Source organism: Humibacillus xanthopallidus, assembly GCF_006716675.1.
Taxonomy (GTDB): domain Bacteria; phylum Actinomycetota; class Actinomycetes; order Actinomycetales; family Dermatophilaceae; genus Humibacillus; species Humibacillus xanthopallidus_B.
Genome location: NZ_VFPM01000003.1, coordinates 955,520 through 967,532, shown reverse-complemented (window position 1 = coordinate 967,532; position 12,013 = coordinate 955,520). Strand labels below are relative to the sequence as shown.

Genomic DNA, 12,013 nt, shown 5'->3' with positions numbered 1-12,013 from the left:
GCGAGACGACTTCCGTCCGCCGCAGACGCGGTGGACGACTGCGAACCGCACTCGTGCGGTGTCGGCGGCTCCGGCCGAGCGTGTGGTCACACCGCACCTGACGGGAGGCTGCCTGATGGCACCCAACGACACGACACCCACCTCGACCGACGCCGACACCTCGACCCTCTTCGCCGAGCCGAGCGGCGCGTCCGCAGAGGGCGCCGCCCCCGCGGCGAAGGCCCGCGCGCCGCGCAAGCGGGCCGTGGCGAAGCGCACGACGAAGAAGGCCGCGGCAGCGCCGCCTGCCGACGATGTCCCGACCGACGAGCCCGCCGGCGAGCCCTCGGTCGACGCCCCCGCGCAGGAGGGGGCCGAGCCGGCTGCCGCACCGGCGGCCAAGAAGGTCGCCAAGCGGGCCCCCCGCAAGCGCGTCTCCCGTGCCAAGGCGACGGTCGAGTCGGTCGAGCCGGCCGAGCGCGCCGCAGCCGCCCTCGAGGAGCTGGTGGCCCAGCAGGCAGGCGCCTCCGCCGAGACGACAGAGACCCGCGAGACCGGCGACACTGCCGAGACCAGCGACGCCATCGAGGCCGTTGCTCCGGACGCCCTGACCGGCACCGACGCCGTTGTCGACGCCGACGAGGTCGAGGACCTGACGCCCGTCGATGACGAGGCTGACGAAACTGACGAGGTTGCCGAGGCTGACAAGGCTGACGAGGCTGACAAGGCCGACCACGCCGCCGAGAGCGCACCGGCCGGGCCCGTCGTTCCGAGCCTCAGCCTGCTCTTCCAGGCCCCTGAGCCCACCCCGACCCGCCGTCGCCGCTCGGCCGTGCGCGACGCCGGCCCGGTGACGCCCGCCGGCACGGCCCCGCAGACAACCCCTGAGGTCGAGGCCGAGGTCGTCGACCTCGAGCCCACCGACGACGTCGAGCCCGAGACCACCGCGCCGCTCGCCGACGACGAGGAGTCGACCCCGCGTCGCTCGCGGCGCCGTCGCGGCGGCAAGGGTCGCCGCGGGCGCGGGTCCTCCGACAGCGACGACGACAACGGCGACGACACGTCGGCCGAGCCGTCCGCCGAGACCTCCGACGACTCCGACTCCGGTCGCGACGACGAGGACGGCCAGGGTGCCGAGGACGGCCAGGAGGGCGACCGCTCGGACGCCGGTGACGAGGAGGGCGCCACCAGCCGTCGCCGTCGTCGTCGCCGTCGCGCGGGCTCGTCGTCCGACGCGGGCGACGACACCCCCAGCGTCTCGACCCGGGTGCGTCAGCCCCGCGCGGTGAGCGACGAGCCGACCGGGGTCAAGGGATCGACCCGCCTCGAGGCGAAGAAGCAGCGCCGCCGCGAGGGCCGTGAGGCAGGCCGCCGCCGCACCGTCATCACCGAGGCCGAGTTCCTCGCCCGCCGCGAGGCGGTCGACCGCGTCATGGTCGTGCGCAACCGTCAGGGCCGCACGCAGATGGGTGTCCTCGAGGACGGCGTGCTCGTGGAGCACTACATCGACCAGGCGACCAACGTGTCGATGGCCGGCAACATCTACCTCGGCCGCGTGCAGAACGTCCTGCCGTCGATGGAGGCGGCGTTCGTCGACATCGGCAAGGGCCGCAACGCCGTGCTCTACGCCGGAGAGGTCAACTGGGACGCCGCGGGCCTCGAGGTGGGTCAGCCCAAGCGCATCGAGAACGCCCTCAGCTCGGGCCAGACCGTGCTCGTGCAGGTGACGAAGGACCCGATCGGCCACAAGGGCGCTCGCCTCACCTCGCAGATCTCCCTGCCCGGCCGCTACCTCGTCTACGTGCCGAACGCGTCGATGACCGGCATCAGCCGCAAGCTGCCCGACACCGAGCGGGCCCGCCTCAAGAAGATCCTGCGCGACGTCGTGCCCGACAGCGCCGGCGTCATCGTGCGCACCGCCGCCGAAGGGGCGAGCGAGGAGGAGCTGCGCGCCGACGTCGAGCGGCTGACGAGCACGTGGGAGCAGATCCAGGCGCAGGCCGAGGCCTCCACCACCCCGCGAGCAGGCAAGAGCAAGGGCCGCAAGAAGAACGGCGCCACCGGCTCCGCGGTGACCGGCGCGGCGCCGATGCTGCTGCACGGTGAGCCGGACCTCACCGTGAGGGTCATCCGTGACGTCTTCAACGAGGACTTCAAGCAGCTCGTCGTCCAGGGCGACCAGGCCTGGGACGAGATCCACCCCTACATCACCTCCGTCGCGCCCGACCTCGCCGACCGGGTGACGAAGTGGACCTCCGAGGAGGACCTCTTCACCCACCACCGGGTCGACGAGCAGCTCGCCAAGGCGATGGACCGCAAGGTCTGGCTGCCGAGCGGCGGCTCCCTCGTCATCGACCGCACCGAGGCGATGACCGTCGTCGATGTCAACACCGGCAAGTTCGTGGGCTCGGGCGGCAACCTCGAGGAGACCGTCACCAAGAACAACATCGAGGCTGCCGAGGAGATCGTTCGCCAGCTCCGGCTGCGCGACATCGGCGGGATCATCGTCATCGACTTCATCGACATGGTGCTCGAGAGCAACCGCGACCTCGTCGTGCGTCGCCTCCTCGAGTGCCTCGGTCGTGACCGCACCAAGCACCAGGTCGCCGAGGTGACCTCGCTCGGCCTCGTCCAGATGACCCGCAAGCGGGTCGGCTCGGGCCTCATCGAGGTCTTCTCCGAGACGTGCCAGCACTGCAACGGGCGTGGCTTCATCATCCACACCGACCCCGTCGACCGTGGCGTCAACCAGCCCGAGGTCCACAGCGAGCCGAGCACCTCCGGCCGCCGCCGTGGCGGTCGGAGCAGCGGCGCCCCGGCGCAGGGGTCGAGCGGCGACAACGGCAACGGCTCCGGCAACGGCCGGGGCAACGGCGGCAACGGTCGCTCGGAGGGCTCGGGCTCCACCGAGCCTCCGCGCCACACGGGGCCGACCGCGGCCCAGATCGCCGCCGCGGCTCACGCCGCCGCGCTCAAGACGGCGACGCTCGCCGATGACGGGCACCCGCACGCGTTCCCCGAGGACAACGGCCCCTGGGCCGGGGACGACGCCCCCGTCGCCGAGTCGCACGACGACGCTCCCGCCGTCGAGCTCGAGTCGGACGTCACCGAGGCGACCACCCCGCAGGCCGAGCCCACGCAGCCCGAGCCCACGCAGCCCGAGCCCACGCAGCCCGAGCCCGCGGAGCCCGAGCCCACGGAGCCCGAGCCCACCGAACCCCAGGTGACCGCGGAGGTCGTTGCCGAGGCGCCGGTCGAGCTCGCGGTGGCGGTGGAGCCGGCACCCCGGGGCCGTCGTCGTCGTGGCCGGGTGGTGGCCCCCGCCGGGCCGCCTCGGGGCAGTGGAGCCGCCGCGGAGGGCGGCGGGGCCTGACTCCCGCCCTGACCGGCACGTCCCCGCAGGTCATCCGGCACGTCCGTGCTCGGCCGGTTTGGTCGATGGCCGGTCGAGCCGGTAATCTTGACCCTCGGTGCGCCCACCGGGCCCGTGTTGACGGGCCGGTGCCGAAAGCGGCGAGCCACATCCTGATGAGAGAGTGAGTTTCACTGTGTACGCGATTGTTCGCGCTGGCGGTCGCCAGGAGAAGGTGTCGGTGGGCGATGTCCTGCTCGTCGACAAGGTGACGGGTCAGCCCGGCGATGCCATCGAGCTCACGCCGCTGCTCCTCGTTGACGGTTCCACCGTCACGTCCGATGCCGACAAGCTGTCCAAGGTGTCGGTCAAGGCCGAGGTGGTCAAGGCCGCCAAGGGCCCCAAGATCGTCATCATGAAGTACAAGAACAAGACCGGCTACCGCAAGCGTCAGGGCCACCGTCAGCCGCTGACCCAGGTCAAGATCACCGCGATCAACGCGTGATCCACCCGGAACCCAGAGACTCACGAGAGAAGGACTGACATGGCACACAAGAAGGGTGCGTCCTCGACCCGCAACGGTCGCGACTCGAACGCACAGTTCCTCGGCGTCAAGCGTTTCGGTGGCCAGCAGGTCAAGGCCGGCGAGATCCTCGTCCGCCAGCGCGGCACGCACTTCCACCCCGGTGAGGGTGTCGGCCGCGGTGGCGACGACACGCTCTTCGCCCTCGTGGCCGGTGCGGTCAAGTTCGGCTCGAAGCGTGGCCGCAAGACGGTCAACATCGAGGTCCCGGAGACCGCTGCTGCCGAGTGATCGACCGTGATCACCACCTGATGTTCCGGAAGGGCGGGCCCGTGTGGCCCGCCCTTCCGGCTTTCCCGGCCGGACGGCATACCGGCTCGGGGGTCCGCCCCCGCCGGCGTATGCCGCCCGCCACCCCAGATCTGGAAGAGTGACCTCCCATGGCAGTGACCTTCGTCGACCGCGTGGTGCTGCACCTCAGCGCCGGAGCGGGTGGGCACGGTGTCGCCTCCGTCAAGCGCGAGAAGTTCAAGCCGCTCGGCGGCCCCGACGGCGGCAACGGCGGGCGGGGTGGCTCCGTCATCCTGCGTGTCGACCCGTCCTCGACGACGCTGCTCGACTACCACCGCCACCCGCACCGCAAGGCCGGCAACGGCGCCCCGGGAGCCGGTGACGAGCGCAACGGCGCCGACGGCGACGACCTCGTGCTCCCCGTGCCCGAGGGCACGGTGGTCAAGGACCGCGACGGCCGCATCATCGTCGACCTGGTCGGCATGGGCACCGAGCACGTCATCGCGGCCGGTGGCCGGGGCGGGCTCGGCAACAAGGCGCTGGCGAGCGCGCGGCGCAAGGCTCCCGGCTTCGCGCTGCTCGGTGAGCCCGGCGAGGACGTCGAGGTCGTGCTCGAGCTGAAGTCGCTCGCCGACGTCGCCCTCATCGGCTTCCCGAGCGCCGGCAAGTCCTCCCTCGTCTCCGTGCTCTCGGCGGCGAAGCCGAAGATCGCCGACTACCCCTTCACGACCCTCGTGCCCAACCTCGGTGTCGTCACCGCGGGGTCGAGCCGCTTCACGGTGGCCGACGTCCCGGGGCTCATCCCGGGTGCACACGAGGGCAAGGGTCTGGGCCTCGAGTTCCTGCGCCACGTCGAGCGGTGCTCGGTGCTCGTCCACGTCATCGACTGCGCGACCCTCGAGCCGGGTCGTGACCCGATGAGCGACCTCGACGTCATCGAGAACGAGCTCTCGCTCTACGTGCCCGACGCCGACCTCGGCGGACGGCCCCTCTCGGCGCGCACCCGCATCGTCGTGCTCAACAAGGCTGACGTGCCCGAGGCCCGCGAGCTCGCCGAGATGGTCAAGCCCGATCTCGAGGCGCGCGGCCTCGAGGTCTTCATCGTCTCTGCGGTCGCCCACCAGGGCCTGCGTGAGCTGACGTTCGCCATGGCCCGCCACGTCGACGAGGCACGCAAGGCCGTCGAGCAGGTCGTGCCACCGCGTGTCGTGCTGCGACCGCGCTCCGTCGACGACCAGGGCTTCACGGTGACCAAGGAGAGCGGCCCCGACGGCGTCTTCTACCGCATCACCGGTGACCGGCCGGTGCGCTGGGTGGCCCAGACGGACTTCAGCAACGACGAGGCCGTCGGCTACCTCGCCGACCGCCTGGGGCGCCTCGGTGTCGAGGACGAGCTCTTCAAGGTCGGCGCCGTCGCCGGCGACACTGTCGTCATCGGGTCGACCGACAACGCCGTCGTCTTCGACTGGGAGCCGACCCTTCAGGCCGGCGCCGAGCTGCTCGGCTCGCGCGGCACCGACCTGCGCCTGTCGGAGTCCTCGCGACCCACCCGCGACGAGAAGCGCGAGGCGCAGCGCGACCGCTACGCCGCACGCGCGGCGACGCAGGAGGAGCTCGAGGCCGAGCGCCGGGCCGGCCTCTGGCAGCTGCGCGACGACGAGGCCGACACCGACGCCTGAGTCCCGTCGAGTCGAGTGCCCGTCTTCCGACGCGAGGAAGTGGGCACTCGACGCGGGAACCGGCGCATAGGGTGTCGGCATGAGTTCGTGGGGCGCGCTGCTGCGTCGGGGCCACCTCGGCACCGAGGCCGACCGGGCGACGTTCCGCACCCTGCACACCGCACTGCTCGCATCGCCGCCGCTGCGGCAGGGGCTCAACCCGGCGAGCGCCGAGCGGTCGCTCAAGCACCTGCGCACCCTCCTCGGAGCACCCGCCGTGGCGATGACCGACACCACGCGGTTGCTCGCCTGGGAGGGCGGCCGGGCGCACCACTCCCGCCAGCCGGCCGTCATCGCCGCCGCGACCCTCGGCCACGGCCGCACGACCGTCGTCGACGGCGCCGACATCGCGTGTGACGAGCCGTCGTGCGTCGTGCGCCACGCCATCGTCGCCCCCCTCGACATCGAGGAGAAGGTCGTCGGCACGCTCCAGGTCTTCACCGACCAGGCGTCGGCCGGCCTCGTGCGCGCGACGAACGAGGTCGCCCGCTGGGTCTCCGGTCAGCTCGAGCTCGCGGAGCTCGACGCCTCGCGCACCCGGCTCATGGAGGCCGAGGTGCGCGCCCTGCGCGCCCAGATCAGCCCGCACTTCATCTACAACTCCCTCACGGCGATCGCCTCCTTCACCCGCACCGACCCCGAGCGTGCGCGTGAGCTGCTGCTCGACCTCGCGGAGTTCACGCGCTACTCCTTCCGCAAGCACGGCGAGTTCACGACGCTCGCCGAGGAGCTGCGCTCGATCGAGGCCTACCTCGTCATCGAGAAGGCCCGCTTCGGCGACCGTCTCACGGTGACCCTCCGGGTGGCTCCCGAGGTGCTGCCGGTCGTCGTGCCCTTCCTCTGCCTCCAGCCGATCGTCGAGAATGCCGTGCGCCATGGTCTCGAGCGCAAGCCCGGCGACGGCGAGATCACGATCCTCGCCCAGGACGCCGACCGCGAGTGCGTCGTCACGATCGAGGACAACGGCGTCGGCGAGGACCCCGAGCGCCTACGGCAGGTGCTCGGCGGCGACCCGTCGAGCGACTCGGTCGGGCTCGCCAACGTCGACGAGCGCCTGCGCGCGACCTTCGGTGACGACTACGGCCTCGTCATCGAGACCGCGCAGGGCGCCGGCACCAAGGTGACGGTGCGCCTGCCGAAGTTCCGCCCGGGGGTGCACGCATGAGCACGCCGCCGCGAGCCGGTATGCCGTCCGCTGCCGACCCGCCGACGGGCACCCTTCGCGTCCTCGCCGTCGACGACGAGGCGCCCGCCCTCGACGAGCTCGTCTGGATGCTCGAGCGGCAGCCGGCCGTGCGCCAGGTCGTGCCCGCGGCATCGGGGGAGGCAGCGCTGCGGGTCATCCACGAGCAGCAGCTCGACGCGATCTTCATGGACGTCCAGATGCCCGGCCTCAGCGGCCTCGACCTCGCGCGGGTGCTCTCGCGCTTCTCGACGCAGCCTCCTGTCGTCTTCGTCACCGCGCACGAGCGGCACGCGGTGGACGCCTTCGAGCTCAACGTCGTCGACTACGTGCTCAAGCCCGTGCGCGACGAGCGGCTCTCCGAGGCGGTGCGCCGCGTCGTGCGTCGGCTCGAGGGAGCCGACCCGACGCCCGCCACCGGCGACGACGAGAGCATCGTCGTCGAGCTCGGCGGGGTGAGCCGGCTCGTTCCTCGCGCCGAGGTGCTCTTCGTTGAGGCCCAGGGCGACTACGCACGGCTGCACACGGCGACCGAGAGTCACCTCGTGCGGGTTCCGCTCACGACGCTGGCCGACCAGTGGGCCGAGGCCGGCTTCGTTCGGATCCACCGCTCGTCCCTCGTCGCCCTCGGCCACATCACGGAGTGGCGCACCGAGAGCGGCCGCACGACCGTCGTCGTCGGCGGACACGAGCTGGTCGTCAGCCGGCGCCACACCCGCGAGCTGCGCGACCTGCTCGTGCGCCGTGCCCAGCCGCGGCACCGGAGCGGGCTGTGAGCGAGCGACGGGGCGACCGCGACGTGCCGCCGCGCCGGGTCCGCGTGACGAGCCCGCGCGCCGACGCGACCCGCACCCGCGTGACGTCGGTGGCCTCCGAGATCGACGCGCAGACCCGCCTCGGCGAGGTCTACATCACCTCGCTCATCCGCAGCCAGCTGCGTCTCGCCGTCGGCGTGCTCCTCGCGCTCGGGCTCACGCTCGGCCTGCTGCCGCTGCTCTTCCACCTCGTGCCGGCCATCGGCGAGACCGATGTCCTCGGCATCCCGCTGCCGTGGCTGCTGCTCACGGTCGTCGCGTCGACCGAGATCATCGCGCTCGGTTGGCTCTACGTGCGTCAGGCCGAGCGCAACGAGGAGAACTTCAGCGACCTGCTGGAGGGTCGGTGAGCACCGCCGCGGCCAGCATCGTCGCGGTCGTGCTCGTCTCGGTCGCGACGCTCGCGGTGGGCGCTTTCGGCCTGAGGGTGTCGCGGACGATGAGCGACTTCTACGTCGCCTCGCGCGGGGTCGGGCCGATCCTCAACGCGTCGGCCATCAGTGGCGAATACCTCTCTGCCGCCTCGTTCCTCGGGGCGGCGGGGCTGATCCTCGCCCGCGGGGTCGACATGCTGTGGCTCCCCGTCGGCTGGACGGCCGGCTACCTCGTGCTGCTCGTCTTCGTGGCCGCCCCGCTGCGCCGGTCGGGGGCCTACACGCTGCCGGACTTCGCCCAGCTGCGGCTCGAGTCGATCCACGTGCGACGCGTCTCGAGCCTGCTCGTCGTCGCGATCGGCCTGCTCTACCTCATCCCGCAGTTCCAGGGAGCCGGCCTCACCCTGCGCACGCTCACCGGTGCCCCGCTCTGGGTCGGTCAGCTCGCCGTGGCCGTCGTCGTCTGCCTCAACGTCCTCCCCGGGGGTATGCGGAGCGTGACGTTCATCCAGGCCTTCCACTACTGGCTGAAGCTCGTCGCGCTCCTCACCCCGCTCTTCTTCTTCGCCGGCCTGTGGGCGAGCAGCCGTATGCCGTCCGGCTCGGGCGCCGTCGACGTCGCCGACTGGGTCGAGCCGCTGCAGGGCGACCACGCCCTCTATCTCACCTACTCGCTGGTGCTCGCGACCTTCTTCGGCACGATGGGCCTGCCGCACGTCGTCGTGCGCTTCTACACCAACCGTGACGGCAGGGCGGCTCGTCGCACGACGCTCGTCGTGCTCGTCCTGCTCGCTTTCTTCTACGTGCTGCCAGTGCTCTACGGCGTGCTCGGCCGGATGTTCGCGTTCGACCTCGTCGCCGAGGGCCGCGCCGACACCGTCGTGCTCGAGCTGCCGAGCCGGATCTTCGACGGCGCGCTCGGGCAGGGCCTCACGGCCCTCGTCGCCGCGGGGGCCTTCGCCGCGTTCCTGTCGACCTCGACGGGTCTCGTCGTCTCGGTCGCCGGGGTCCTCAGCCAGGACCTGCTGCGCCGGGGCACCGGTCCGGGCCTGCGGGGCGGCATACGGGCGTTCCGGCTCGCGACGGTGCTGGCGGTGGGCCTCGCCCTCGGGCTCACCTTCGTCTCGGCGGGCGTGCCGGTCGCGCGGGCCGTCGAGCTCGCCTTCGCCGTCGCCGCGTCGACCTTCTGCCCGATGCTGCTGCTCGGCATCTGGTGGCGCGGGCTCACGGCGCGGGGCGTCATCGCGGGGCTCGTCGTCGGGGGAGGCCTGTCGATGACGGCCGTCGTGGCGACGACGTTCGGGGCGGACTGGGAGGGCTGGTTCGGCGTCGTCATCCGCCAGCCGGCCGCGGTGACGGTGCCGATGGCGTTCGCGACGATGGTCGTCGTCTCCGTCCTCACCCGCGCCACGGTTCCCACGCACGTCAACCTCACGATGGTACGGCTGCACGCCCCGGAGAACCTCGACCTCGACCGCGGGAGCTTCCACCCCGACCCGTCCCGCACCACCTCGCGGTCGGGAGAGGGCACGACCGCTCGTCGTGACAACGTGACCGTTCGTCGCGGCTGAGACGGCGCACGGCGACCGGCCGCCCCCTCTCACCGATCGGTCACGCGCAGCCGCTGCGCAGGCGCACCCGCCCCTTCTAGCGTGTGCACCGCCGGTCGCATGGCCGGCGGGCGCGAGCGACAGTGACGTCGGACGCCTCACCACAGGGGGTGGGCGAGCGGCACGGCTGGCGTGAGACGCCGACAGATCAGGCCCCGCACGACCCAACCGCCTCGGAGGTGGCCCCGTGAGCAATGAAGCTCCCGAACGCGTGGATGACGACCCCAACGTCGCCATGCAGAACTCTGCCGAGTTCAACGAACTGCGCACCAAGTTCCGCAAGTTCGTCTTCCCGCTGACCGCGCTGTTCCTCGCGTGGTACTTCCTCTTCGTCCTGCTCTCCGTCTTCGCCAAGGACTTCATGGGCACCCGCCTCTTCGGCAACATCACGTGGGGCCTCACCCTCGGGCTCCTGCAGTTCGTGACGACGTTCGCCATCACGATGTACTACGCCCGCTGGGCCGACCGGGTCTTCGACCCCGCGGCCGAGGCCCTCGCTCAGAAGATGGGAGGGCACCAGTGAGCTCGCTCCTCGCCTCGGCCCCCGCGCTCGCGCCCACGGCCACGACGGTCGGCAACCCGGCCATCAACATCACGATCTTCGCCCTCTTCGTCGTCGTCACCCTGGCGATCGTCATCCGCGTATCGCGCAACAACCGCAGTGCCGCCGAGTACTACGCCGGCGGTCGCGCCTTCACGGGTCGCCAGAACGGCATCGCCATCGCCGGCGACTACCTCTCGGCCGCCTCGTTCCTCGGGATCGCCGGCGCCATCGCCATCAACGGCTACGACGGGTTCCTCTACTCCATCGGCTTCCTCGTCGCCTGGCTGGTGGCCCTGCTCCTCGTCGCGGAGCTGCTCCGCAACGTCGGCAAGTACACGATGGCCGACGTGCTCAGCTTCCGGCTGCGTCAGCGGCCGGTGCGCATCGCAGCCGCGATCTCGACGCTCGCCGTGTCGTTCTTCTACCTGCTCGCCCAGATGGCCGGCGCCGGCGGCCTCGTCGCGCTCCTGCTCGGCATCGAGGGCCAGTTGGGGCAGCGGCTCGTCATCGTCGTCGTCGGCCTCATCATGCTCGTCTACGTCATCTACGGCGGCATGAAGGGCACGACGTGGGTGCAGATCATCAAGGCCGTGCTGCTCATCATCGGCGCCGGCATCATGACGCTCTGGGTCCTCAGCATGTTCGGTTTCAGCCTCTCGAACCTCCTCGGCGAGGCCACCCAGGCCTCTCAGGACGCGGGCGGCAAGGACCTGCTCCAGCCTGGCCTGCAGTACAAGAACCCCATCGACTTCATCTCGCTCTCGATGGCGCTCGTCCTCGGCACGGCCGGCCTGCCCCACGTGCTCATGCGCTTCTACACCGTGCCGACCTCCCGCGAAGCCCGCCGCTCGGTGGTCTGGGCGATCTGGCTCATCGGCATCTTCTACCTCTTCACCCTCGTCCTCGGCTTCGGTGCGGCCGACCTCGTCGGCGCGAGTGCGATCAAGCAGGCCCCCGGCGGCGTCAACTCCGCGGCCCCGCTGCTCGCCTTCGAGCTCGGCGGTGAGATCCTCCTCGGGATCATCTCGGCCGTGGCGTTCGCGACGATCCTCGCGGTCGTCGCCGGTCTGACGATCACGGCGAGCGCGTCGCTCTCGCACGACATCTACAACACCGTCGTCAAGAAGGGCACCGCCACCCCGGAGGAGGAGGTCAAGGTGGCGCGCATCGCCGCGCTCGTCCTGGGCGCCGTCGCCATCATCGGAGGCATCTTCGCCCTCGGGCAGAACATCGCCTTCCTCGTGGCCCTCGCCTTCGCCGTCGCAGCGAGCGCGAACCTGCCGACGATCCTCTACTCACTCTTCTGGAAGCGGTTCAACACCCGCGGCGCGCTGTGGAGCATCTACGGCGGACTGGTCAGCGCCATCACGCTGATCATCTTCAGCCCCGTCGTGTCGGGCAAGCCGGTCGACCCCGTGACGGGCAAGAGCCCCTCGATGCTCCAGGGCGTCGACTTCCACTGGTTCCCGCTCGACAACCCGGGCATCATCTCGATCCCGCTGGGCTTCATCCTCGGCTACATCGGGACGGTGACGAGCAAGGAGTACAACGCGGCGAAGTACGCCGAGATGGAGGTCCGCTCGCTCACCGGCCACGGCGCCGAGACGGCCTCGACGCACTGACC

General features: G+C 71.3%; 10 protein-coding genes. All 10 read left to right on the top strand.

What is annotated here, in order from left to right; translation table 11 throughout:
* Positions 1 to 115: 115 nt before the first annotated feature.
* The 10 genes from FBY41_RS19420 (at position 116) to FBY41_RS19375 (ending at position 12,011) form a co-directional block, all read left to right on the top strand.
* Positions 116 to 3,352, top strand: coding sequence for an Rne/Rng family ribonuclease (locus FBY41_RS19420; protein ID WP_141846072.1), 3,237 nt, complete (start codon positions 116 to 118; stop codon positions 3,350 to 3,352).
* A gap of 175 nt (positions 3,353 to 3,527) precedes the next feature.
* Entirely contained in the window at positions 3,528 to 3,836 is a 309-nt protein-coding gene (rplU, locus tag FBY41_RS19415; protein ID WP_141846374.1) for a 50S ribosomal protein L21, read from the top strand.
* Between the two features lie 39 nt (positions 3,837 to 3,875).
* Positions 3,876 to 4,145 carry a 50S ribosomal protein L27 gene (rpmA, locus tag FBY41_RS19410; RefSeq protein WP_141821324.1) on the top strand — a complete coding sequence of 90 codons (270 nt, stop codon included), beginning with the start codon at positions 3,876 to 3,878 and terminating at the stop codon, positions 4,143 to 4,145.
* Positions 4,146 to 4,294: 149 nt separating this feature from the next.
* Positions 4,295 to 5,824 (top strand): GTPase ObgE, encoded by a 1,530-nt coding sequence (obgE, locus tag FBY41_RS19405; RefSeq protein ID WP_141846070.1) that lies wholly within the window; start codon positions 4,295 to 4,297, stop codon positions 5,822 to 5,824.
* A 79-nt stretch (positions 5,825 to 5,903) separates the two neighbouring features.
* Positions 5,904 to 7,028: a sensor histidine kinase gene (locus FBY41_RS19400; protein ID WP_141846067.1), complete on the top strand. Its 1,125-nt coding sequence runs from the start codon at positions 5,904 to 5,906 to the stop codon at positions 7,026 to 7,028.
* Positions 7,025 to 7,822 carry a LytR/AlgR family response regulator transcription factor gene (locus tag FBY41_RS19395; protein ID WP_260439908.1) on the top strand — a complete coding sequence of 266 codons (798 nt, stop codon included), beginning with the start codon at positions 7,025 to 7,027 and terminating at the stop codon, positions 7,820 to 7,822. The genes FBY41_RS19400 and FBY41_RS19395 overlap by 4 nt, the downstream gene beginning before the upstream one ends.
* Positions 7,819 to 8,211, top strand: a complete 393-nt coding sequence (locus FBY41_RS19390) for a hypothetical protein (protein WP_260439907.1) — start codon at positions 7,819 to 7,821, stop codon at positions 8,209 to 8,211. Before FBY41_RS19395 ends, FBY41_RS19390 begins: the two co-directional genes overlap by 4 nt.
* A complete protein-coding gene (locus FBY41_RS19385; RefSeq protein ID WP_141846065.1) occupies positions 8,208 to 9,806 on the top strand; it encodes a sodium/solute symporter in 1,599 nt (532 codons plus the stop codon). The genes FBY41_RS19390 and FBY41_RS19385 overlap by 4 nt, the downstream gene beginning before the upstream one ends.
* Positions 9,807 to 10,080: 274 nt before the next feature.
* Positions 10,081 to 10,368, top strand: a complete 288-nt coding sequence (locus tag FBY41_RS19380) for a DUF485 domain-containing protein (protein WP_141846367.1) — start codon at positions 10,081 to 10,083, stop codon at positions 10,366 to 10,368.
* Positions 10,365 to 12,011 (top strand): solute symporter family protein, encoded by a 1,647-nt coding sequence (locus FBY41_RS19375; RefSeq protein ID WP_141846063.1) that lies wholly within the window; start codon positions 10,365 to 10,367, stop codon positions 12,009 to 12,011. The genes FBY41_RS19380 and FBY41_RS19375 overlap by 4 nt, the downstream gene beginning before the upstream one ends.
* Positions 12,012 to 12,013: the final 2 nt, after the last annotated feature.

Coding starts and splice junctions, on each gene's coding strand:
- FBY41_RS19420 (WP_141846072.1), top strand. CDS start 116: ATGGCACCCAACGACACGACACCCACCTCGACCGACGCCGACACCTCG.
- rpmA (WP_141821324.1), top strand. CDS start 3,876: ATGGCACACAAGAAGGGTGCGTCCTCGACCCGCAACGGTCGCGACTCG.
- obgE (WP_141846070.1), top strand. CDS start 4,295: ATGGCAGTGACCTTCGTCGACCGCGTGGTGCTGCACCTCAGCGCCGGA.
- FBY41_RS19400 (WP_141846067.1), top strand. CDS start 5,904: ATGAGTTCGTGGGGCGCGCTGCTGCGTCGGGGCCACCTCGGCACCGAG.
- FBY41_RS19395 (WP_260439908.1), top strand. CDS start 7,025: ATGAGCACGCCGCCGCGAGCCGGTATGCCGTCCGCTGCCGACCCGCCG.
- FBY41_RS19380 (WP_141846367.1), top strand. CDS start 10,081: ATGCAGAACTCTGCCGAGTTCAACGAACTGCGCACCAAGTTCCGCAAG.